A 21,148-nucleotide genomic window follows, 5' to 3' on the forward strand; every position below is an offset into this window, starting at 1 on the left:
CGCTTGATCGTCGTTCACGACCCGAAATCCCAGCCGTCTCCGCGCTGGAACTCGCGGAGCAGCCGCCGCGCGACGTTGACGACGTGCGCCTCGTCGGGGCCGTCGTAGATCCGTCCGGCGCGGGCCGCCCGGTACATCCGGCTCAGCGGGGTGTCGTCGGTCAGCCCGGCCGCGCCGTGCGCCTGGATCGCCCGGTCGATGACGTCGTGCAGCATCCGCGCCCCGACGACCTTGATCGCGCCGATCTCGACCCGCGCGTCCCCGCCCCGGTCGATCCTGCTCGCCGCGTCCAGGGTGAGGAGGCGGCAGGACTGGATCTGCGCCCAGCTCTCGAACACGTGCCGCTGCATCAGCTGCTGCTCGCCGAGCGGCGCGCCCCGCAGCGTCCGGGTGTTGAGCCGGTCGCACATCAGCTCGAACGCCCGCTGCGCCTGGCCGAGCCAGCGCATGCAGTGGAAGATGCGCCCCGGCCCGAGCCGCTCCTGCGCGATCGCGAACCCCGCGCCGCGCTCGCCGAGCAGGTAGCCGGCGGGGACGCGCACGTCATCGAAGGTCAGCTCGTAGTGCCCGCTCGCGATGCCGAGCACGGGCGTCTCGCGGACGATCCGGTATCCGGGCGTGCCGGTCGGGACGACGATCAGCGAGAACGCGCGGTGCGGGGGCGCGTCGTCCGGCTCCGTCCGGCAGAGGACGGTGGTGAAGGCCGCGTCCCCGGCCCCGGTGATGAACCATTTCCGGCCGTTCAGGACCCATTCATCGCCGTCCAGGCGCGCGGACGTCGTGAGCCGCGTCGGGTCGGACGACGCGACGTCCGGCTCGGTCATCGCGAAGCTCGGCCACCCCTTTCCCTGGACGAGCGGGTCGAGGAACCGGTCGCGGCATTCGCCGGTCGCGTGGCGGCTGAGCATCAGCGAGTCCTGGAGCGTCCAGGTGCCGAGCGCGTACTGCCCGAAATCGGAGCGGCCCTGGATCTCGTTGACGTAGACGTAGTCGAGGAACGGCATTCCGCCGCCGCCGATCTCGGCCGGATGTCCGAGCGCCCACAGCCCTTCCCGCTTGGCCTGGGACTGCAATTCCCGCAGCAGTTCCCGTGACTCGTCGCTCCGGAAGTCCAGCGCGTGCTCGACGGGTTCGACGCGCTCGGTCAGGAACCGGTGCACGGCCTTCCGCACCGGCACCACGTGCTCGGGGACCGAGAACGCGCTCGTGAGCGGCGGCGTCATTTCACCATCGACTTGTGCTCGCTGTGGTCGACGTCGTCCAGGGTGGCGGTGAGCAGGCGGTGCGCCTCCGCCGGGTCGGCCTCGAAGCCGGGCGTGTCGACGCACAGCTCGACCATGATGCCGTTCGGGTCGATGTAGTAAAGGGAGTGCAGGTAGTCGTGGTCCACTTCCATATAGGGCTTGACTCCGGCGTCCTGCATCCGGGCTCGCACTTCGTCGACCTTTCCGGTGGTGACGTTGAAGGCGATGTGGTTCACCCAGCGGGGCAGGTTGTTGCCGGTGGAGATCTCCGAACTCCAGCCCTCCCGCTCCCCCGCCTCGTGGAGGTCGAAGAAGGCGATGCAACTGCCGTCGCCGGTGTCGTGGAAGGTGTGGCGGAAGAACCCGCCGTTGGGCCCCGCCGCGACCTCGGTGTGGACGAGCGGAAAGCCCATCAGGTCTTCGTAGAAACGCGTGGTCGCCTCAAGGTCGCGGCAAGCGTAGGCGACGTGGTGGATTCCGGGAGCGGGCACGGGCGTACCTCCATGTCGAAAAGGGGGCCGGGCGCGGTTCAGCGGCGGCCGGTGAAATCGGGGTCTCGTCGTTCGGCGAAAGCGAGCAAGCCTTCGTGGAAGTCGGGCGTGCCGTGCAGCAGCGCCTGGTCGCTCGCCTCCTGGCGCAGCACGCCGTCCAGGTCCCGGGGACCGGCGGCGAGCATCGCCTTGGTGAAGCCCACCGCCAACGGCGGCTGCGCGGCCAGCCCGCGGGCCACGTCCATGGCGATCTCCAGGGCCTCGCCGGGCGCCGACCGGTAGTCGGCGAGGCCGATATCGGCGGCCTCGGTTCCGCGCACGGGCTCGTCCAGCAGGAGCATCCGGCGGGCCATGCCGTGGCCGACCCGCTGCGGCAGCGACCAGAGCAGGCCCAGGTCGGCCATCAGCCCGAGGCGAGGGAAGGCGCAGCGGAGCGTCGCGTCCTCGGCGGCGACCACCAGGTCGCAGGCCAGCGCGAGGGACAGCCCCGCCCCGACCGCGTGCCCCTCGACCGCCGCGACCGCCGGTTTCGGGCCCGCCGCGAGGGTGCGGACCGTCCGGTGGAGTGCGACGAGGTTGGCGTGGGTCCCGGCGACGGTCGCGTTCCGCAGGACGGCGAGGTCGACACCCGCGCAGAACGTCCCGGCCGAGCCGGTGAGGACGAACGCGCGGACGCCCGGATCGGCGATCCCCTCGGCCAGCCGGTCCTGCAACGCGGCCATGGATTCGAGGGTGAAGGCGTTCCGCTTCGCCGGACGGTCGAGCGTGAGGATCCGGACGGCGTCCACGTCCTCTGCGAGCACGCCCGTCATACCGCCGTCCAGCCGCCGTCGACGGAGAGCGTGCTGCCGGTGACATAGCTGGACGCGTCCGACAACAGATAGACGAGCGCGCCGTCCAGTTCGTCGGCGCGCCCGCCGCGCCCCATGGGAATGGTGCGGCGGATATACGCGCGGCCCTCGTCGGTGGAGAAGAGCTCTTGGCTCATCTCCGACTCGAAATAGCCGGGCGCGATGGCGTTCACGCGGACGCCCGTCCGCGCCCATTGCGAGGCCAGTTCGCGGGTGAGGTTGACGGCCCCCGCCTTGCTGGCGCAATAGCCCGCGTGCGGGATCCGCTTCGAGCCGACCAGTCCGAGCGCCGACGCGATGTTGACGATGCTGCCACCGCCCTGCTCGACCATGGCCAGCCCGGCGTATCGAGCGCAGGTGTAGAGGCCGACGAGGTTGACGTCCAGAAGGCGGCGGAAATCCTCGGTCGTCTCCTCCGCGACGGTCTTCACATGGGTCGCCCCGGCGTTGTTGACGAGGGCGTCCAAACGCCCGGTCCACTCCTGGGCGCGGGTGATGAGGGCGCGGACGTCGTCCTCGGCCGTCACGTCGGCCGTCACCGGCAGGACGCGGTCTTCGCCCAGCTCACGCGCCAGTTCTTCGAGCTCCGCGGTGCGCCGCGCGGCGGCGACCACGCGGGCGCCGCGCCCGGCCAGGCACCGGACGAACCGCCTCCCCAGCCCGGACGAGGCGCCGGTCACGACCACCCCGCGCCCGGTGAGATCGAACAGATCGGGCTCCGCCACGCGATCCTCCATTTCGTGTCTCACGCGCCGCTGCCGAGATAGGCGGCGAGGACGTCGGGATTCGCGCCGATCTCGGCGGGCGTTCCCACCGCGACGAGCCGTCCGAAGTCGAGGACGGCGATCCGGTCGCAGATGTCCATGACCACGCCCATGTTGTGCTCGATCAGCACCACCGTGAGACCGAGCCGCTCATTGGCGTCGAGAATGGCGGACACCATCGATTCGACCTCGTCGTGCGTCATTCCGGCGACGGGCTCGTCCAGCAGGAGCACATCGGGTTCGGCGGCCAGTGCCCGGCACAGTTCGACCTGGCGCTGCGTCCCGCCGGGCAGCTCTCCCACCCGCGTGTCGCGGAGCGCGCTTAGGCCGAACATCTCCAGCACTTCCTCGGCCTTCGCCCGGCTCTCGCGTTCCTCGCGCGCGGCCCAGCCGTACCAGAGCATGCCGCGCAGGACGCCCACGCGCTGCTTGCCGATGCGCCCGAGCAGCACGCTGTCGAGCACGGTCATGGTGGGGAAGGACTCGACGTTCTGGAACGTCCGGCCGATGCCGAGGGCGTTGATGCGGTCCGGCCGCGCGCCGCGGATCTCCCGGCCGCGGTGCCGGATCGACCCCTGCTGCGGCCGGTAGACGCCCGACACGCAGTTGAACAGGGACGACTTGCCCGCGCCGTTCGGCCCGATGATCCCGAACACCTCCCCCTCGCGGACATCGAGGGAGACGCCGTCCAGGGACCTGACCCCGCTGAAGTTCAGGGTGACGTCCGCGAGTTCGAGGACCGTGGTGGCGGTCATCGGCCCGTCCTCTCCGCCGTCCGCCGGGCGCGGCGGCCGCTCATGTCCTGGCCGCCCAGGTAGTAGTGGGCGACGCGCTCGTCCCCGGCCAGCTCGGCGGCCGGGCCGCCGAACATGACGCGCCCGCCCTCCAGCACGTGGCCGTACTCGGCGATCCGGAACGCCAGCAGCGCGTTCTGCTCGACCAGCAGGACCGTGGTGCCCTTCGCGTTGATCGCCTGGACGACCCGGCTGATCTCCTCCACGATGCGGGGCGCGAGGCCGAGGCTCGGCTCGTCCAGGACGAGGAGGCGCGGCTGCGTCATCAGCGCCCGCCCGATCGCGAGCATCTGCTGCTCGCCGCCGGACAGGAACCCGGCCCGCTGCCCGAGCCGCCGCCGCAGGACGCCGAACAGGTCGAGGATCTCCTCGAACGTCGCGTGCCGCCGCGCGTCGTCGCGGCGCAGGGTGTGCGCGCCGGTCAGCAGGTTCTCCCGGACGGTGAGGTTCGGGAACACCTGCCGTCCTTCGAGCACCTGCGCGACGCCGCGCCGGACGACGGCCGGAGCGTCCGCGCCCGTGACGGCCTCGCCGTCCAGCGTGACCCGGCCCTTGTGGATCACGCCCTGGTGGGCCTTGAGCAGGCCGGACACCGCGCGCAGCAGCGAGGTCTTCCCGGCGCCGTTCGGCCCGACCAGCGCGACGATCTGCCCGGCGGGCACCGTCAGCGACACGTCCGACAGGACGACGCCGCCCGTCCGGTACCCCACGGTGAGCCCCTCGACGGCGAGGCTCGCCGCCGTCGCCGAAGCGTCCTTCTCAGGCATGCGACCGCCCCTTCCGGCGCACCGCCGCGACGACCCGCTCGGAGATCCCGGCGAGCCCGCGCGGCTCGAAGACCAGCACCGCGACGACGGCGAGCCCGTACAGGCAGTTGGCGAGGACGTCCACCGACACCCCGCCGCCCGCCGACGGCGTCGTCGAGATCCCCGGAACGACCTTGGCGATCAGCGTCACCACCTGCGGGATCGCGGTCACGAACACCGCGCCCGCGATCGCCCCGCGCAGCGATCCGACGCCGCCGATGATGATCATGGCGAGGTACTCGACCGACAGCATCAGGTCCCACTGGTCGGGGATCGCGTACGTCTGGTACGAGACGAGCAGCGCCCCGGCGATCCCCGCGTAGCCGGCCGCGACCGCGAACGCGGCGCTCTTCATCCGCGCGACCGGGACGCCGACGACGCCCGCCGTCAGGTCGCGGTCGCGGATCGCCGCGAAGCCGCGGCCGGTCCGCGTCCGGCTCAGGTTGCGGGCCGCGATCGCCGCGACCGCGAGGACGGCGCAGGCCAGGTAGAAGAACTGCTGGTCGCCGGTCAGCATGAACGGGCCCGCGATCACGTCGTCCAGCAGGTCGTGGCCGAACAGGACGGTCGGCTGCGCGGCGCGCCCCTTCGTGCCGCCGGTGACGCCCTCCCAGACGTCCCACAGGTACTCGGCGACGAACAGGACCGCGAGCGTGACGACCGCGAGGTACAGCCCGCGCAGCCGCGCCGCGAACGGCACGACGAGCAGCCCCACCGCCGCGCTGACGAGGCCCGCCGCGGGCAGCCACAGCCAGATCGGCAGGCCCTTGTCGGCGCCCAGCCAGATCGCGGTGTAGCCGCCCGCCGCGACGAACGCGGAGTGCCCGAGCGACACCTGCCCGGCGAGCCCGGTCAGGACGTGCAGCCCGAGCGCGGCGATCGCGGACACCGCCGCGAACACGGCGATCGCCTGCCACTGCGGCGTGCTGACCAGCGGGACGGCCAGCAGCGCGACGATCACGACGACGTGCGCGGCGCGGGACGTCCACCCGGACCGGGCCGGACCCGGCGCGGAGACGACGCCCTCGCCCGGAGGCGCGTTCACGACCGACGCCATCAGATCCGCTCCGCCTCGTGGTGCCCGAACAGCCCGGACGGCCGCAGCGTCAGCACCAGCAGCATCGCCACGTACGGCAGGACGACGTGCACGCCCCCGTACTCGGCGAGGTAGCCGGAGCCGAGCACGAGCAGCAGCCCGACGCTCATCCCGCCGACGACCGCGCCCGCGAGCGAGCCGAACCCGCCGATGACGAGCGCGGGCAACGCGCCGAGCGCGGTGTCGACCATGTCCGGGGAGACGCGGCGCGGGAACGCGCCGAGGAACACCCCGGCGGCGACCGCCAGCACCCCGGCGATCCCCCAGGAGATCGTCTGGACCCAGCGCATGTTGATGCCCTGCGCGAGGGCCGCCTCGTGGTGGTCGGCGGCGGCGCGCAGCGCGAGGCCGTAGCGGGTCTTCTGGAAGAACAACCAGAGCACCGCCAGCAGGACGAGCGACACGGTGATGATCCAAACGCCCGTCCAGGGGAGGGCGACGCCGCCGACGTGCAGGACGCCGCGTCCCATCGGCCCCTCGGTGGACCCGCGCGGGTTGACGCCCCACGCCATCGCTACCACCGCCTGGCCCATCACCGACAGGCCGAGCGTCGCCATGATCACGACGTACAGGGAGCGTCCGGCGAGCCGCCGCAGGATGATCTTCTCGCACACGATCGCGAGCGCGGCCATGCACACGAGCGCGACCAGGACGCCCCAGCCGAACCCGTGCGGGACGAGCGCCGCGACGATGTACGCGCTGATCATCACGAACACCGGGTGCGCGAAGTTGAACACGCCGGAGCTCTTGAACACCATGACGAAGCCCAGGCCGATCAGCGCGTACACGCACCCGAGTGCCATGCCCTGGAAGGTGAGCTGGAGGAGGTTGTCCATGATCGTCTCGATGCCCGTCAGCTCTGTGCGCCGTCGGCGAGCTTCCACCGGGCGGCGAGGTCGGTCGTGCCGAAGCCGGTGACCGGCGCCGGCACCCCGCTCTTCACGTCGATCTTGTTGACCCGGGTCTCGCGGGACGGGATGCGGCTGTCGGCGTCGCCCGTCCCGTACTTGAGGTCGGGGCTGAGCCCGTCCGTCGTGACGGTCAGCCCGGACATGGCGGCCACCACGCCCTTCTGCGTGAGGTCCTTCTCCTTGCACGCCTTCTCCAGCGCGGCGACCGCGACGGAGGCGTCGACCCAGCCCGCGATGACGAGCTGGTCCGGCTTGGTGCCGGGCGCGACCTTCTCGACGTTCTGCTTCACCTCGGCCATCGCCGGGACGTTCTCGGTGTAGAGGACGCTGCTCGTCACCACGTGCAGCTTGTCGAGGAGGCGGCCGAGCTGCGGCGCGAGGCTCGACTCGTACCCGGAGTCGACCGTCAGCCACTGCGGCGCGAAGTCGAGCTGGGACGCCTGACTGAGGATCGGCGCGGTCTTCGAGGCGATGCCGTGGATCCAGACGCTCTCCGCGCCCGCCTTCTTCATCTTCAGGACCTGGGCGGTGAAGTCCTCGGCCTTGACGTCGTACCCGGCCTCCGCGACGACCTTGATGTCCGGGTCGTTCTTCGCGACGAACCGGACGGCGTTGCGGCCCTCCTGGCCGAAGGCGTCGTCCTGGTAGATGACGCCGACCTTGAGCTTGCCGTCCGACCCGGCCTGCTCCTTCTTCGCCCAGTCCAGCCCGTTGATCACGTACATCGGGAACGGGGTGGTGAACAGGTAGACGTTCTCCAGCTTGATCACCTCGGCGGCGCTGGTCGCGGCGAGCGTGGCGATGTCGTCGCGGGCGATCTGCTGGCTCAGCCCGTAGATGCTCGTCGCGCCGAGCAGCTGCCCGATCATGACGATGTCCTTGACGTTCGCGCGGTACGCCTGGACGGCGACGGCCGGGTCGTACTTGGTGTCGGCGCGGACCGAGGTGAGCTTGCGCCCGCAGACGCCGCCCGCCGCGTTCGCCTTCGCGAGCCGGGCGTCGAAGCCCGCGGCGCCCGCGATGGCCCCGGCGGCGACGGGCCCGGTGTAGCCGTTGAAGAGGCCGATCTTGATCTGGTCGTCGGTGACTCCGGCGTCGACCCGCACGCCGTCCTTGCTCGTGGACGTGCCCGCGTTGGCGCAGCCGCCGACGAGCGCGGCGGCGACCACCACGGAGATGCAGGCGAATCGTGTTTTCAAGGCGGTACCTCGTCAATCGCGCTGAAGGCTGCCAGGGAGGTGGAATGTGATGCTGACCTCAGGTTCGCTTAGCTTTTATGAATCTGAGGTCAGTGTCAAGAGTTGGCCGGACGCTCTTCGCGGGATCCGGCGGCGGCGGCGCGCTGGTGCGCGGCGCGCCGGGCCAGGGTCGCGGCGACGCCGACGACGACCACGGCCAGCAGGAGGAACGTCACGCGGAGATCGAGCGCGCCGATCCCGGCGAGATGGTCGGCGGAGACGCGTCCGGGCCCGGTGAAGAGCAGGCCGAGGGCGGCGGCCGCGAACAGGACCGGCAGCTCGACGCCCTTCCGGCTCTCCCACAGCCCGTTCGGGACGTGCAGCGAGCAGGCCACGAGCATCACGCCGACGGCGGTCGCCGCGGCGGCGGGGGTGGCGAGCCCGGCGGCCAGCGCCAGCCCGCACCCGGTCTCCAGGATCGCGGCGACGGCCGCCATGGGACGTCCCGGACGGAACCCGCCCCTCTCGAACGCCTGTGAGGTCGCGGTCAGCCCCGGCCCACCGAGCAGGCCGAACTTCTGGAGCCCGTGACCGGCGAGGTACAGCCCGAAGACGAGCCGGAGCGCGAGCAGCCCGAGATCGGCCGACGTGCCGGTCATGCCAGGCGCGCCGTCGTCCAGGCGACGACCAGGTCGGCCAGCTCGGCGCGGGCCGCGTCGTCGTCTCCCTCGCGACGGAAGTAGTGGTCGGCCTCGATGACGTGGGACTCCTTGTCCGCGGAGCCGAGAGCGTTCAGGATCGCTTCGGCGTCGCTGGGGAAGACGCCGGTGTCCATGTCGGCGTTCACGACGAGGGACGGTTCCTTGATGCGGGCGAGGTGCGGCGTAGCGCGGGTCTGGGAATCGTCCAGACTCCAGAGGTTGAGCCAGGTCCGGAGGGTGCAACTGGCCGCGATGCCGAAGACGGACGCGTTGGCACGGGCCGGGTCACCGGCGTAGCAGGAGTTGGGCTTGCGCTTGGTGGGCTCGATGGTGGCGTCCACCATGCGGGGGTCGGCCCAGGTGCGGTGGACGTTGAACATGCGGTCGCGGAAGCCCGCCTCCTGGAGCCGGACGAGTTCGTCCTTCACCCAGCGCGTGATGCGGTGGTTGCGTGCCGTCTGCGCCTCGCGGTAGCGGGTGAGGAACTCGTCCGAGTAGGGCGCCGGGTTGCCGGGGTCGAACAGGCTCAGCGACGGGTCGGTCGAGGTGGGGTCGGACTCGTCCACGACCGACGGGTCCATCCAGGCCGTGAGCACCTCGGGACGCCCCAGGTGCGCCGCCGTCGAGATGTACGCGGACGCCGCCGGGAGGTCGTCCGCCCCGCGCGCGGGACGCATCCCGTCCAGCGGCGTGACGTTCGGCTCCGTGGCCTGCGACTGGTAGGCCGCCATCAGCGACCCGCCGCCCGAGTTGCCCAGCAGGACGACGTGCTCGACACCCGCCTCCTCCAGCAGCCACCGGACGCCCCGGCCGATGTCGACGAGCGCGTGGTCGAGCAGGAAATGGCTCTCGGCCCCCCGGAACCGCGTGTTCCAGCCGAGGAACCCGAGCCCGCGCTCCGCGACGAAGTCGGCGAGGTAGTGCTCGGAGAAGTCGACCGAGTAGTGCGTCGCGATCAACGCGATCTTCGGGGACCGGCCGGCCGGGCGGTGGTACACCCCCTGACACGGGTGTCCCCCGGCGCCGGCGCGGGCGGCCGTGGGCGAGTCGAGGCCGACGAAGATGCGCTCCACCGCCATGGTGATCTCCCATACATAAATCTGACGTCGGATTCGGACCCTAGCCGCCGGTCAAGGGGATGTCCATACGTCGACCTGGGGAGATCAAAGCCGAGCCGTCCGCGACGACCCGGCGTAAAGGGCGTGCTCAGTCCTCGTCGGCGCGCCAGTAGATCGCGCGGTACCAGATCTCGGCGAGGGTGCGGACGGCCGCCTCGTCGTCGATGTCGGCGTCCTCCCCCACTCCGGCGAGGAGGTCGTAGCAGAACTGGTTGAGCATCGCGACGATCGCGCGGGCGGTGAGCTCGGGGTCGGCGCCGGGGCAGTAGCCCTCGCGCTGCGCGCGGCGGACGCCGTCCGCGATGCTCTGCACGGCGTCGTCGCACAGCTCCCGCCAGTGCCCGGCGAACTCCTCGTTGATCATGGCGAGCTGGAAGACGCCGACCATCTCGGCGAGCCGCTCGCGGTAGGTCTCCCAGTGGGCGCGCGCCGACTCCTGGACGCGCTCGCGGTGCGGGACCCCGTGCTTGTACGCGGCGAGGGCGCGCCCCTTGGCCTCCGCGCGGAAGTCGTCCGCCCAGTGGGCGAGCAGGTCCTCCTTGGAGTCGTAGTAGTTGTAGAAGGAGGCGGGCGAGCGCCCGGCCTCCTGCGCTATGTCCGCGACCGTCATCGAGAGGAAGCCCTTGCGGGCGATGATGCGGCGGGCCGCGGCCTCGATGGCGGCGAGCGTCTTGCGCCCGCGCTGCGTCGGACGGGGGGTCTGCACCTTCTCCACACCTGAACCTAACATCGCGGGGCAGATATGAATCTGATGTTAGCATCGAATATTATCCCCGAACCCCCGAGGAGCTGATCATGGGCAACGAGGAGCCGGTCTTCCGCGTCCGCGGTTTCAACCACGTCGCGCTGGTCTGCTCGGACATGCGGCGCACCGTCGACTTCTACGGCGGCGTCCTCGGCCTGCCGCTGATCAAGACCATCGACCTGCCGGACGGCATGGGCCAGCACTTCTTCTTCGACGCGGGCGGCGGCAACTCGCTCGCGTTCTTCTGGTTCCCCGACTCCCCCGCGGCCGCGCCCGGCGTCGCCGCGCCGGTGGCCGTCCCCGGCTTCGGCGAGTGGATCAGCGCGATCGGCTCCCTCAACCACGTGGCGTTCGACGTCCCGGCCGACAAGTTCGAGGAGTACCGGGCGCGGCTGAAGGCGCGGGGCGTCAAGGTCGCGCCGATCGTCAACCACGACGACAGCGAGACGCAGGTCGCCGAGCACATGCACCCCGGCGTCTACGTCCGCTCGTTCTACTTCCAGGATCCGGACGGCATCCTGCTGGAGTTCGCGTGCTGGCTGCGCGAGTTCACGCCGGAGGACGTCCGGCACGCGCCGCGCACCGCCGCCGACCGGCGCGCGCCCGTCTCCTGAGCCCGGGTCACAGCCCGCAGTCGAAGTCCGACGTGCCGGGGTTGGCGTCGGCGAGCCGGTTGAGCGCGTCGGCCACCCGGCGCAGGTCGGCGGGGCTCACGTGGTCGGCGAAGTACGTCGCGACGACGGCGTCGACCACCGGGTGGGACGCTTCGAGCGCCCGCCGCCCGGCCGGGGCCAACTCCGCCCAGGTCGCCCGCCGGTCGGACTCGGACAGGCTGCGCCGCACCCACCCGTTCTTGCTCTCCAGCTTCGTGACCAGCCGCGTCGCGCCGCTGCGGGAGATCATCAGCTCCTCGGCGAGCGCGGCCATCCGCAGCCGCCCGCCCGCCCGCTCCAGCGCCCCGAGCACCTCGCGCTCGAAGTAGGTCATCCCGGCCTTGTCCCGAAGCAGGTTGTTGAGGTGCGCGAACAGCAGCGAGTCGGCGCGGTACAGCGCGCGCCAGGCGGTGAGCTGGTCCTCCGTCGCTCGCGCGGACTCGGTCGTCATGCCCCCGGAGTTTAGTCGGCAACGGTTGACGTGTGAATCGTCTCGCGCATATCGTGCACGGGTCAATGATTCACGTGTCAACTGTTGGAGTGAGCGTGCGGATCGACGTGTACGCCGACGTGCTCTGCCCGTGGTGCTACATCGGGAAGCGGCGGCTCGCCGCCGCGCTCGAAGGGCTCGATGGCCGGGAGGCGGTGGAGGTCCGGTGGCGCGCCTTCGAGCTCGGCCCCGACCTGCCGCGCGTCCCCGGCCGGAGCGCCGCCGCGCAGATGGCCGACCCGTCGTGGTGGGGGGCGGAGGCGCCGTCCCGGATCGACCGCATCCGGCGGCTCGGCGCCGCCGAGGGGCTGGACCTCGACCTGCACCGCGCCCGGCCGGTGAGCACCTTCGACGCGCACCGGCTGATCCGGTTCGGATACGCCCGCGACCTGGGCGACGCGACGGCGGAGCGGCTCCTGCTCGCCTACCACTCCGAGGGCGCGAACATCGCGGACCACGGCGTCCTGGAGCGGCTGGGCGCGGAGGCCGGGCTGGACGCGGCCGAGGTCCGCGACGTCCTGGCCGGTGACGCCCATGCCGACGACGTCAGGGCGGACGAGCGGCGGGCCGCCCAGTCGGGCGTCACCGGGGTGCCGTCACTGGTGATCGACGGCGGGCGGCCGGTGCCGGGCGTGCAGCCCTCGCCCGTCCTCCGGCAGCTCTTCTCGGACGCGCTGCACGCGCCGTCCCGCCCCTAGGAAGGTTCACGCATGGACATCGGCATCGGCCTCCCCGGCCACGGCCCCTGGACGGACGGCCGCCTTCTCATCGAGTGGGCGCGCCGCGCGGAGGCGCGCGGCTTCGCCGGTCTCGCGACCAGCGACCGGCTGCTGTGGCCGACGCCCGAGCCGCTCACCGCGCTGGCGGCCGCGGCCGGGGCGACGTCCCGGATCAAGCTGCTGACCAGCGTCGTGCTGGCCCCGCTGCGCACCAACCACCTGCTGTTCGCCAAGTCCGCGATCACGCTGGACCGGCTCGCGGGGCCGCACCGGCTGCGGCTCGGGCTCGTCGCCGGGTTCCGCCGGGACGACTTCACCGAGAGCGGCGTCGACTACGCGACGCGCGGCAAGCAGTTCACCGCCCTGCTCGACGAGCTGGAGGCGGCCGGACGCGACGACACCCGCACCGGCCTGGCCCCCGCCACGCCCGGCGGCCCGGAACTGCTGTTCGGCGGGACGTCGGCCGCGACCCTCGACCGCATCGCCGCCCGTGGTTCCGGCTGGGTCGCCGGGACCAGCTCCGTGGAGGACGTCGCCGAGTTCACCCCGCGGCTCCGCGAAGCCTGGGACGCCGCCGGACGGACCGGCGCCCCGAAGGTCGTCGTCTCGGCGATGTTCGCGCTCGGCCCGAACGCCCGCGCCGCGGTGGCCGACGCGATCGGGCCCTACTACGCCTTCGCCGGGGCCGAGTGGGCCGAGCACGGGATCGCCACCGCGCTGACCACGCCCGAGCAGGTCCGCGAGGCCGTCGCCGACTTCCGCCGGGCGGGCTGCGACGAGCTGGTCTTCACCGGCAACGACCCCGACCCGGCCCAGGTGGACCTCCTGGCGGACGCGCTCTCCACCGAGCTCGGCGGCTAGGCGGCCGACGTCCGCAGGTAGGCGTCGAGGCCGTCCAGGAGGAAGTCGCTGCCCTGCTCGGCCTCGGCGTAGGTGCCCGACTGAATTCCCCGCGACAGACCGTGACCCATTACCTACTAATCAGGTAGGCAATTAGCTATATTCGAGGTCAGGCGCCGATGCCCGAGCCCTGGAGGTCGAACGATGAGCGTCACCGACGAACTGCTCGCCAACGCCGAGCGCTACGCGGCCGAGCACGACAAGGGCGACCTGCCGCTGCCCCCGGCGAAGGGCGTCGCCGTGCTGGCCTGCATGGACGCGCGTCTCAACCCCTACGGCCTGCTCGGCCTGAGCGAGGGCGACGCGCACGTCATCCGGAACGCGGGCGGCGTCGTGACCGCCGACGAGCGGCGCAGCCTCGCGATCAGCCAGCGGCTGCTCGGCACGACCGAGATCATCCTGATCCACCACACCGACTGCGGCATGCTGACGTTCACCGACGACGGGTTCCGGCAGCAGATCCAGGAGGAGACCGGCGTGAAGCCCGACTGGGCGGCGGAGGCGTTCGACGACCTCGACACCGACGTCCGCCAGTCCATCGCGCGGATCAAGGCCGACCGGTTCATCCCGCACACCGACCAGGTGAGGGGCTTCGTCTACGACGTGAAGACCGGCCGCCTCCGCGAAGTCCTTCCCTAGGGGCCGCGGACGGCCGCCGGATCCAGCACGGGCACGGCCTTCAGCAGGCTCCGCGTGTAGGCGTGCGCCGGGGAGTCGAAGACCGTGTCCGTGTCGGCCAGTTCGACGATCCGGCCGTCCCGCATGACCGCGACCCGGTCGCTGACCTGGCGGACGACCGCCAGGTCGTGCGAGACGAAGATCAGCGTGAGGTCGAGTTCGTCCTGCAGGTCGGCGAGCAGCGTCAGGATCGCGGCCTGCGTCGAGACGTCGAGGGCCGTGACCGGCTCGTCGCAGACCAGCAGGCGCGGGCGCAGCGCCAGCGCGCGGGCGATCCCGATCCGCTGCCGCTGGCCGCCGGAGAACTCGTGCGGGTGGTCGTCGTAGCGCGCCGGGTCCAGCCCGACGCGGGCGAGCAGCGCGCGGGCGGCCTTCGCCGGGGCGGGCTCGCCCTGGACGCGCAGCGGGTCGGCGACGCTCTCCCCCACCGGGCGGCGCGGGTTCAGCGACGAACCCGGGTCCTGGAAGACCATCTGGAGGTCGCGGCGGAGGCGCCGCAGCCGCCGCTCCGGCATGCCGGACAGGTCGTGCCCGTCGAACTCGATCCGGCCGGACGTCGGTTCCAGCAGCCGCACGACCAGCCGCGCCAGGGTGCTCTTGCCCGAGCCCGACTCGCCCACGACGCCCAGGGTCTCGCCGCGCCGGACGTCGAAGGTGACGCCGTCCACGGCCGGGATCGTCCGGCGGCGCAGCGGCGGCCCGGACACGAAGTCGCGCCGCAGGTCCGTCACGCGCAGCAGCGGCTCGCCGCGACGCGACGGACGCGACGGGCGCGGCGCGTCGATCCTCGGCACCGCCGCCAGCAGCTCGCGCGTGTAGGGGGCCTTCGGCTCGCGGAGCACCTCGCCCACCGGGCCGTGCTCGACCGCCTCGCCCTCGTGCAGCACCAGCACCTCGTCGGCGCTTCCGGCGATCACCCCGAAGTCGTGGCTGACCAGCAGCAGCGCCATCCCGGTCTCGGCGCGCAGGTCGTTCAGCAGGGCGAGGATCTGCGCCTGGACGGTCACGTCGAGCGCGGTCGTCGGCTCGTCCGCGACGAGGACGCGCGGTTCCAGCGCGAGCGCCATCGCGATCAGCGCGCGCTGGCGCATCCCGCCGGAGAACTCGTGCGGGTGGGCGCGGGCGCGGCGCTCGGCGTCCGGGACGCCGACCCGGTCGAGCACCTCGACCGCCTTGGCCCGCGCCGCCTTGCGGGACGCGCCCGTGTGCACCCGGTAGACCTCCGCGATCTGGTCGCCGACGCGCAGGTACGGGTCGAGGGACGACAGCGGGTCCTGGAAGACCATCGCGATCCGGCCGCCGCGCAGCCGCCGCAGCTCCGGCTCCGGGGCGGTGAGGACGTCGGTCCCGGCGACGGTGATCTCGCCGGTGACGTCCGCGCCCTCGGTCAGCCGGAGCAGCGACGCGGCGAGGGTGGTCTTGCCGGAGCCCGACTCACCGACGACGCCGAGCGCGCGGCCCGGCTCGAGGTCGAACGAGACGCCCTTGACTGCCTCGAACCCGCCGTACGACACGCGCAGGTCGCGCACCCGCAGGACGGCGCTCACGCCGGCCTCGCCCGCGGGTCGGCCGCCGCGTGCAGCAGGTCGGCGACGGTGTTGGCGAGGACGACGACCGTCCCCGCGAGGACGGTCACGCCGACCACGACCGGCAGGTCGACCGAGTTGACCGACTCGACGGTGAGCTTGCCGACGCCGGGCAGCCCGAACATCGTCTCGGTGAGCACGGCGGCCGTCATGACCTGCGCGACCTCCACGGCGGTGAGGGTGACGAGCGGGGCCAGCGCGCCGCGCAGCGCGTGCCGTCCGATCACCTGGCGCTCCCGCAGCCCGTAGGCGCGGAAGGTGCGGATGTGGTCCTCGACGAGGGTCTCCAGCGCGCCCGCGCGGGTGATGCGCGCGTAGACCGCCGCCTGGATGAGGGCGAGCGCGAGCCACGGCAGGACGAGGTTCCGCGCCCACTCCCCCGGGTTCTGCGTCAGCGGCACGTACGCCGGGAACGGCAGCCATTGCAGATACGCGCAGAACACCAGCAGCAGGACGAGCCCGATGAGGAAGACGGGCGTCGAGTATCCGAGCAGGGTCACGCCGGTCAGGATCCGCTCGGCCGGACGTCCCCGGCGGAGCGCGGACAGCAGCCCCGCCGAGACGCCGAGCAGCAGCGCCATCGCCTCCGCGCCGAAGGCGAGGGACGCCGACACGGGCAGCCGTTCCATCAGCATCGCGGTGACGGGCCGGTCGGTCTGGAAGGAGTAGCCGAGGCACGGCGCGGCGCAGTGGTCGACGTCCGGGCCCGCCGAGTAGTCGCGGCCCGCGACGAGACCTTCGAGGAAATGCCAGTACTGGACGTAGATGGGATCGTCCAGGCCGAGTTTCTGCTGAGTCTGCGCGAGGCGCTCGGCGTTGCAGCCGCGTCCGCAGGCGAGCACGGACGGGTCGCCGGGCGTCAGGTAGAACAGCGCGTACACGATCGCGGACAGCGCGAGCAGGACGACGACGGCGGCGCCCACCCTGCGCAGCAGGAACCAGATCATGACCGGCCGCCCCACCGCGGGTCCATCGCCCGGCGCACCCCTTCGGCGAGGACGGTGCAGGCCAGCAGCGTCAGGAACAGCAGCCCGCCCGGGACGATCACATACGTCGGGTCGGCCCTGAACCAGGTCGTCGCCGTGGAGAGCATCTGCCCCCAGGACGGCGTCGGCGGCCGCACGCCCGCGCCGAGGAACGACAGCCCGGCCTCGCTGACCATGTTGAGCGGCACCTTGAGCGCGGCGAGCACGAGCAGCGGCGCGGTCAGCCCCGGCAGCACCTCCCGGACGGCGATCCGGCTCGGCCGCGCGCCGCTCAGCCGGGCCGCGTCCACGTAGTCGCGGCCGCGCAGCGACAGCGCCTGGCTGCGCGTGACGCGCGCGACGTTCCCCCAGCTCACCGCCGTGATGACGCAGGCGAGCAGGAGCGGGCGCGGCATCGACTGCGGGACGATCGCCATCAGCGCCAGCGCCAGCAGGAACGACGGGAACGCCAGCGACAGCTCGATCAACCGGCTGAGGACGGCGTCGGCCCGGCGTCCGCCGAACCCGGCGCCGAGCCCGACCGCGATGCCGACCAGCAGCTCCAGCACGGTCGCGCCCAGCGCGACGCCGAGCGAGACGCGGGCGCCGTGCACGACGCGCGCGAACACGTCCCGGCCGGTGGCGGGTTCGACGCCGAGCCAGTGGTCGGCGCTGACGCCGCCGAACGAGCCGTGCGGCACGCCGCCGCGCGCCGAGTCGAGCAGGTCGCTGTGGAACGTCGTCGGGTCCTGCCCTTCGATCGCGCACAGCAGCGGCGCGGCGAGCGCGACCGCGACCATCAGGACGACGGTCGCGAGCCCGGCCAGCGCGGGACGGTCCGCGCGCAGCCGCCGCCACACCTGCCGTCCCCGGGGCGGAGCGTCCCGAACCGGCTCCGCCCCGGGGGCGACGTCCGTCTCCAGCACCGTCACGGCCGGAGGGTCACTTCACCGAGACCGCGGCCACGTCGTACCAGCCGCGCCATTGGTCGACGTAGGCGTTCTTCACGTCCTTTCCGTACAGCGCGACGGCCTTCGGGTGGTACAGCGGGACGATCAGCGCCTTCTTGCCGATCTCGGCGTCCAGCGCGCCCCAGCGCGGCGCGGCCTGGGCCGGGTCGGTCAGCTCGTTGATCGCGTCGATCTCCTTGTTGACGGCCGGGTCGTCGAGCTGCGCGAGGTTGAAGTTGCCGCCGTCGCGGAGGATCTGCCGCCCGTCGAAGATCGGGATGAGGAACGGGCCGCCGGCCGGCCAGTCCGCGCCCCACGACTGGAGGGTGAGCGGCGGCTGGGTCGCGGGCTTGCCGATGACCGTCCGGTAGTCCTCCTCGCCGAGCGGCTTCTGCTTGACGGTGACGCCCGCCTGCTTGAGCGCGTCCTGCACGGCGGCGGCGACCTTGGGGCCGTAGCCGTCGGCGTCGGAGTTCGGGAAGGCCAGCTCGACCGTCAGGCCGTTCGCGTGCCCGACCTGTGCGAGCAGCTCCTTCGCCTTGCCCGGATTGCCCGTCTGACCCGCTGGGAAATGGTCGTACGGCTGCTGGCCGAACGCCTTGCCCTCGGGCAGGAACGTCGTCGCGGGGGTGGCGAGCGCGCTGCCGCCGACCGCGTTGACGACCGACTGCCGGTTGATCGCGTACGCGAACGCCTGCCGCACCCGCGGGTCGTCGAACGGCTTCTTCGTCGCGTCGAACGCGAGGTACTTCGTCTCGCCGAAGACGCCGCGCGCGACGCGCTTCGCGAGGTTCGGGTCGCTGCCGAGCTGCGCGAGCTGCTCGGGGCCGACGGTCGTGTCCGTGGTGATCGCCTTGGCATCCGCGCCCGCCCCGCTCACCAGCCGCTGGTTGATGACCGTCTTGTCGAGGCCCGAGGTGACCTCGATGCGGTCGGGGCAGGCGAGGCGCTGGTTGTCGACCGTCCGCGACCAGTGCGGGTTGCGGGTGAGGATCAGCTTCCGGCCCGGCTCGTACTTGTCGACCCTGTACGGGCCGCTGGAGACGGGCGCGTTCTTGTACTTGGTACCCGTGTCCTTGGCCTTCGGCACCGGGGCGAACTGGGTCGCGGTCGCCAGGTAGGAGAAGTCGCCGTGCGGCTGCCGCAGCTTGAACACGATCGTCTTCGGGTCGGGCGTCTCGATCGACTTCAGCTCGCCGCCGCCCTTGTAGGGGCCCTTGTAGGCGCCGCCGCCGACCAGCCAGTCGTGCAGGTAGGGGGCGCCGCCGGGCAGGTCGGGCGAGAACGAGCGCTCGATGCCGTACTTGACGTCGGCGGACGTGATGGGCGTGCCGTCGTCGAACCGCAGGCCGTCCTTCAGCGTGAACTTCCAGGTCTTGGCGTTGTCGCTGGGCGTGCCGAGGTCGGTGGCGAGGTCGGGGACGGGCTTCGTCCCCGCCTCGCCCGCGACGCGCTGGCGGGTGGTCAGCGTCCGGTAGACGAGGGTCGGCAGCGCGCCGCCGCCCGACGTGTAGAGGCGGGCGGGGTCGAACTCGTCCAGGCCGCCCTGGTTGAGGACGGTGAGCGTGCCGCCCTGGCACGTCCCGGGGTCGAACGCGGACGTTCCGCCGCCGTCCGATCCGCCGCCGCACGCCGCCGCGCCCGCCGCGATCGCGAGCGTCGCGGCGCCGAGCAGGACGACCGTTCTCTTCACCATGGGGGGAGCCTCTTCTCCGGTCTTATTTCTGGACGATCAGGACAGGTCAGGACGGGTAGGGCAGCAGTTCGGCGGCGACCTTCTCCCAGGCCGAGCGCAGCTCGGCGAACAGGCCGGGGTTGTGGGCCGCGAGGTTGGCGCGCTCGCGCGGGTCGTCGGCGAGGTTGTGGAGCGTCTCGCCGGACGCGGTGCGCAGGTACTTCCAGTCGCCGCGGCGCAGGGCGCGCTCCTGCTTCGTCCGCCAGAACAGGTCGTGCTTCGGCGGGCGGGCGCCGTCGAGGAGGTACGGCAGGAGGCTGCGGCCGTCGAGCGGATGCGCGGTGCCCGGCTTCACGCCCACGGCCTCCAGCAGCGTCGCCGTCCAGTCGTGGGTGATGACGGGCACGTGGCTGACCTGGCCGCCGCGGATCGCGGCGGGCCAGCGCAGGATGTTCGGGACGCGGATGCCGCCCTCGTTCAGCCCGCCCTTCCCGCCCGACAGCGGCCACTGGTACGACCAGCGCTCGCCGCCGTTGTCGCTGCTGAACAGGACGATCGTGTTCTTCTCCTGACCGCTCGCGCGCAGCGCCGCGAGGACGCGGCCGATCCCGGCGTCCAGGGCCTCGACCATCTTGCGGTAGGTGTCGAGCGAGCCGCCGTCGTCGTGCCAGAGCGCGCGGGAGTCGCCCGCCTTGGCCCGCGCGGTGATGCGGGCGCTGACGTCCCGGTCGCCGGGCGCCTCCCACGGCCAGTGCGGCGCGGTGAAGTTGAGGTTCAGCAGCCACGGGCGGCCGTGGTCGCGCCGGACGAACTCGGCGGCGCGGTCGGCGATCGTGTCGGTGTAGTAGTCGAGCGACTCGACCGGCACCTCGCCCTCGTAGAGGTCGGCGGTGGTACCCGAGACCTTGGAGTAGTAGTCCACGGCGCCGGACAGGTTGCCGAAGAAGGTGTCCCAGCCGGACTTCACCGGGCTGTACCAGGGCAGGAAGCCGCAGTGCCACTTGCCGAACATGGCGGTCTCGTATCCGGCGGACTTCAGCAGGGACGCCAGCGTCGGGTGCGCGGGCGGGATGCCGACGAGCTCGTCGGGCCGCGCGATCGGCTCCTCCAGGCCGCCGCGCAGGCGTCCCGGGTAGCGGCCGGTGTAGAGCGCGAAACGGGTGGGCGAGCAGACGGCGGCGGCGGAGTACGCCTGGGTGAAGCGCAGGCCCTGGCGGGCGAGGCGGTCCAGGTTGGGCGTCCGGATGTTCGGTGAGCCGTAGCTGCTGAGGTCCGCCCAGCCGAGGTCGTCGCCGAGGATGACCAGGACGTTCGGGCGCGCCGGACGCCGCCCGCCGGGCGCGGCCCGGAACTCCCGCTCCGCCGCCTTGGCCGTCGCCGCCTCGGCCGTCCCGCCGGGCAGCGCCGCGCTCGCGGCGAGCCCGCCCGCGACCGCCGCCCCGGCCCCGGCCAGTTCCCGCCTGCTCAGCCCGCCGCCCTGCGCCCCGCGTCCGTCCGCCATCCGCGTGCCTCTCGCTCAAAATCAACTAAATCCGACTGGAATAGTATGGAACCTGGCGGTCTTCGTCCATACCCAGGTCGAGCCCAGGTCAGGACGCGGACACTCCGTTCGGGGCGCATTACAGAACGTCCACATCAGGGTTTCCGGACAGTGTGATCTGTGTAACCTTCGAACTCATCCGCGTGCGGTGCCCACAAAGGACATATTCCCTGGTAAATCGGTAGGTTTTACATGCTTTGTCCGCCGCCATGGACGTCTCCGCAGGTCGAGCGGGCTTTTCCGGGGGCTTCACAGCGGCCGGTCCGGTGTGCATCCTGGAGCACATGAACGCG

22 protein-coding genes are annotated in these 21,148 nt (G+C 72.2%); 4 read left to right on the forward strand and 18 right to left on the reverse strand.

All coding sequences use genetic code 11. The features are described 5' to 3' along the window. Positions 1 to 14: 14 nt before the first annotated feature. The 12 genes from FXF68_RS02720 to FXF68_RS02775 form a co-directional block, all read right to left on the reverse strand. The gene (locus FXF68_RS02720; RefSeq protein WP_148757296.1) at positions 15 to 1,223 is read right to left on the reverse strand and encodes an acyl-CoA dehydrogenase family protein; all 1,209 of its coding nucleotides are present in this window, start codon (positions 1,221 to 1,223) and stop codon (positions 15 to 17) included. After that, positions 1,220 to 1,735, reverse strand: a complete 516-nt coding sequence (locus tag FXF68_RS02725; protein ID WP_187412118.1) for a VOC family protein — start codon at positions 1,733 to 1,735, stop codon at positions 1,220 to 1,222. Before FXF68_RS02725 ends, FXF68_RS02720 begins: the two co-directional genes overlap by 4 nt. 38 nt (positions 1,736 to 1,773) lie before the next feature. After that, positions 1,774 to 2,547 carry an enoyl-CoA hydratase/isomerase family protein gene (locus tag FXF68_RS02730; protein WP_148757297.1) on the reverse strand — a complete coding sequence of 258 codons (774 nt, stop codon included), beginning with the start codon at positions 2,545 to 2,547 and terminating at the stop codon, positions 1,774 to 1,776. Next, complete coding sequence (locus FXF68_RS02735; RefSeq protein WP_222869780.1) at positions 2,544 to 3,311, reverse strand: SDR family NAD(P)-dependent oxidoreductase; 768 nt, start codon at positions 3,309 to 3,311, stop codon at positions 2,544 to 2,546. Before FXF68_RS02735 ends, FXF68_RS02730 begins: the two co-directional genes overlap by 4 nt. Before the next feature lie 20 nt (positions 3,312 to 3,331). Further along, positions 3,332 to 4,105 (reverse strand): ABC transporter ATP-binding protein, encoded by a 774-nt coding sequence (locus FXF68_RS02740; RefSeq protein WP_148757299.1) that lies wholly within the window; start codon positions 4,103 to 4,105, stop codon positions 3,332 to 3,334. Beyond that, complete coding sequence (locus tag FXF68_RS02745) at positions 4,102 to 4,911, reverse strand: ABC transporter ATP-binding protein (protein ID WP_148757300.1); 810 nt, start codon at positions 4,909 to 4,911, stop codon at positions 4,102 to 4,104. The genes FXF68_RS02740 and FXF68_RS02745 overlap by 4 nt, the downstream gene beginning before the upstream one ends. Beyond that, positions 4,904 to 6,007 carry a branched-chain amino acid ABC transporter permease gene (locus FXF68_RS02750; RefSeq protein WP_148757301.1) on the reverse strand — a complete coding sequence of 368 codons (1,104 nt, stop codon included), beginning with the start codon at positions 6,005 to 6,007 and terminating at the stop codon, positions 4,904 to 4,906. Before FXF68_RS02750 ends, FXF68_RS02745 begins: the two co-directional genes overlap by 8 nt. Then, the gene (locus FXF68_RS02755) at positions 6,007 to 6,882 is read right to left on the reverse strand and encodes a branched-chain amino acid ABC transporter permease (RefSeq protein WP_148757302.1); all 876 of its coding nucleotides are present in this window, start codon (positions 6,880 to 6,882) and stop codon (positions 6,007 to 6,009) included. The genes FXF68_RS02750 and FXF68_RS02755 overlap by 1 nt, the downstream gene beginning before the upstream one ends. A gap of 17 nt (positions 6,883 to 6,899) precedes the next feature. After that, positions 6,900 to 8,156, reverse strand: coding sequence for an ABC transporter substrate-binding protein (locus FXF68_RS02760; protein WP_148757303.1), 1,257 nt, complete (start codon positions 8,154 to 8,156; stop codon positions 6,900 to 6,902). A gap of 95 nt (positions 8,157 to 8,251) precedes the next feature. Continuing rightward, positions 8,252 to 8,794, reverse strand: coding sequence for a DoxX family protein (locus tag FXF68_RS02765; RefSeq protein WP_148757304.1), 543 nt, complete (start codon positions 8,792 to 8,794; stop codon positions 8,252 to 8,254). Further along, the gene (locus tag FXF68_RS02770) at positions 8,791 to 9,915 is read right to left on the reverse strand and encodes an alpha/beta hydrolase (protein WP_148757305.1); all 1,125 of its coding nucleotides are present in this window, start codon (positions 9,913 to 9,915) and stop codon (positions 8,791 to 8,793) included. Before FXF68_RS02770 ends, FXF68_RS02765 begins: the two co-directional genes overlap by 4 nt. Positions 9,916 to 10,042: 127 nt before the next feature. Then, a complete protein-coding gene (locus tag FXF68_RS02775; RefSeq protein WP_222869781.1) occupies positions 10,043 to 10,660 on the reverse strand; it encodes a TetR/AcrR family transcriptional regulator in 618 nt (205 codons plus the stop codon). A gap of 89 nt (positions 10,661 to 10,749) precedes the next feature. Here FXF68_RS02775 and FXF68_RS02780 point away from each other — a divergent pair, with 89 nt between their 5' ends. Continuing rightward, positions 10,750 to 11,313 carry a VOC family protein gene (locus FXF68_RS02780; protein ID WP_148757307.1) on the forward strand — a complete coding sequence of 188 codons (564 nt, stop codon included), beginning with the start codon at positions 10,750 to 10,752 and terminating at the stop codon, positions 11,311 to 11,313. Positions 11,314 to 11,320: 7 nt separating this feature from the next. Here FXF68_RS02780 and FXF68_RS02785 read toward each other — a convergent pair whose 3' ends face one another. Beyond that, positions 11,321 to 11,803 (reverse strand): MarR family winged helix-turn-helix transcriptional regulator, encoded by a 483-nt coding sequence (locus FXF68_RS02785; RefSeq protein WP_148757308.1) that lies wholly within the window; start codon positions 11,801 to 11,803, stop codon positions 11,321 to 11,323. 95 nt (positions 11,804 to 11,898) lie between these two features. On the opposite strand from FXF68_RS02785, the gene FXF68_RS02790 reads away from it, so the two are divergent. The 3 genes from FXF68_RS02790 to FXF68_RS02800 all read left to right on the forward strand — a co-directional run bounded on the left by FXF68_RS02790 (position 11,899) and on the right by FXF68_RS02800 (position 14,100). Beyond that, complete coding sequence (locus tag FXF68_RS02790; RefSeq protein WP_148757309.1) at positions 11,899 to 12,540, forward strand: DsbA family oxidoreductase; 642 nt, start codon at positions 11,899 to 11,901, stop codon at positions 12,538 to 12,540. Between the two features lie 12 nt (positions 12,541 to 12,552). Next, positions 12,553 to 13,422, forward strand: coding sequence for an LLM class flavin-dependent oxidoreductase (locus FXF68_RS02795; RefSeq protein ID WP_148757310.1), 870 nt, complete (start codon positions 12,553 to 12,555; stop codon positions 13,420 to 13,422). Between the two features lie 183 nt (positions 13,423 to 13,605). Then, positions 13,606 to 14,100: a beta-class carbonic anhydrase gene (locus tag FXF68_RS02800; protein ID WP_148757311.1), complete on the forward strand. Its 495-nt coding sequence runs from the start codon at positions 13,606 to 13,608 to the stop codon at positions 14,098 to 14,100. Here the strand turns inward: FXF68_RS02800 and FXF68_RS02805 are convergent. The 5 genes from FXF68_RS02805 to FXF68_RS02820 are packed head-to-tail and all read right to left on the reverse strand — an operon-like array spanning position 14,097 to position 20,816. Continuing rightward, on the reverse strand, positions 14,097 to 15,686 hold the full coding sequence (locus FXF68_RS02805; RefSeq protein WP_222869782.1) for a dipeptide ABC transporter ATP-binding protein: 1,590 nt from the start codon (positions 15,684 to 15,686) through the stop codon (positions 14,097 to 14,099). The two genes, FXF68_RS02800 and FXF68_RS02805, sit on opposite strands and share 4 nt — an antisense overlap. Further along, positions 15,683 to 16,672, reverse strand: a complete 990-nt coding sequence (locus tag FXF68_RS42935) for an ABC transporter permease (RefSeq protein WP_067898384.1) — start codon at positions 16,670 to 16,672, stop codon at positions 15,683 to 15,685. The genes FXF68_RS02805 and FXF68_RS42935 overlap by 4 nt, the downstream gene beginning before the upstream one ends. Beyond that, positions 16,669 to 17,622: an ABC transporter permease gene (locus tag FXF68_RS02810; protein WP_148757313.1), complete on the reverse strand. Its 954-nt coding sequence runs from the start codon at positions 17,620 to 17,622 to the stop codon at positions 16,669 to 16,671. Before FXF68_RS02810 ends, FXF68_RS42935 begins: the two co-directional genes overlap by 4 nt. A 10-nt stretch (positions 17,623 to 17,632) precedes the next feature. Next, positions 17,633 to 19,336, reverse strand: a complete 1,704-nt coding sequence (locus FXF68_RS02815; protein WP_148757314.1) for an ABC transporter substrate-binding protein — start codon at positions 19,334 to 19,336, stop codon at positions 17,633 to 17,635. Positions 19,337 to 19,382: 46 nt separating this feature from the next. After that, positions 19,383 to 20,816, reverse strand: coding sequence for a sulfatase family protein (locus tag FXF68_RS02820; protein ID WP_148757315.1), 1,434 nt, complete (start codon positions 20,814 to 20,816; stop codon positions 19,383 to 19,385). Positions 20,817 to 21,148 lie beyond the last annotated feature (332 nt).

The sequence above is a fragment of the Actinomadura decatromicini genome, assembly GCF_008121305.1.
Classification (GTDB): Bacteria; Actinomycetota; Actinomycetes; order Streptosporangiales; family Streptosporangiaceae; genus Spirillospora; species Spirillospora syzygii.

Coding starts and splice junctions, on each gene's coding strand:
- FXF68_RS02755 (WP_148757302.1), bottom strand. CDS start 6,882: ATGGACAACCTCCTCCAGCTCACCTTCCAGGGCATGGCACTCGGGTGC.
- FXF68_RS02795 (WP_148757310.1), top strand. CDS start 12,553: ATGGACATCGGCATCGGCCTCCCCGGCCACGGCCCCTGGACGGACGGC.
- FXF68_RS02745 (WP_148757300.1), bottom strand. CDS start 4,911: ATGCCTGAGAAGGACGCTTCGGCGACGGCGGCGAGCCTCGCCGTCGAG.
- FXF68_RS02740 (WP_148757299.1), bottom strand. CDS start 4,105: ATGACCGCCACCACGGTCCTCGAACTCGCGGACGTCACCCTGAACTTC.
- FXF68_RS02770 (WP_148757305.1), bottom strand. CDS start 9,915: ATGGCGGTGGAGCGCATCTTCGTCGGCCTCGACTCGCCCACGGCCGCC.
- FXF68_RS02780 (WP_148757307.1), top strand. CDS start 10,750: ATGGGCAACGAGGAGCCGGTCTTCCGCGTCCGCGGTTTCAACCACGTC.
- FXF68_RS42935 (WP_067898384.1), bottom strand. CDS start 16,672: ATGATCTGGTTCCTGCTGCGCAGGGTGGGCGCCGCCGTCGTCGTCCTG.
- FXF68_RS02765 (WP_148757304.1), bottom strand. CDS start 8,794: ATGACCGGCACGTCGGCCGATCTCGGGCTGCTCGCGCTCCGGCTCGTC.
- FXF68_RS02820 (WP_148757315.1), bottom strand. CDS start 20,816: ATGGCGGACGGACGCGGGGCGCAGGGCGGCGGGCTGAGCAGGCGGGAA.
- FXF68_RS02750 (WP_148757301.1), bottom strand. CDS start 6,007: ATGGCGTCGGTCGTGAACGCGCCTCCGGGCGAGGGCGTCGTCTCCGCG.
- FXF68_RS02785 (WP_148757308.1), bottom strand. CDS start 11,803: ATGACGACCGAGTCCGCGCGAGCGACGGAGGACCAGCTCACCGCCTGG.
- FXF68_RS02720 (WP_148757296.1), bottom strand. CDS start 1,223: ATGACGCCGCCGCTCACGAGCGCGTTCTCGGTCCCCGAGCACGTGGTG.
- FXF68_RS02800 (WP_148757311.1), top strand. CDS start 13,606: ATGAGCGTCACCGACGAACTGCTCGCCAACGCCGAGCGCTACGCGGCC.
- FXF68_RS02815 (WP_148757314.1), bottom strand. CDS start 19,336: ATGGTGAAGAGAACGGTCGTCCTGCTCGGCGCCGCGACGCTCGCGATC.
- FXF68_RS02730 (WP_148757297.1), bottom strand. CDS start 2,547: ATGACGGGCGTGCTCGCAGAGGACGTGGACGCCGTCCGGATCCTCACG.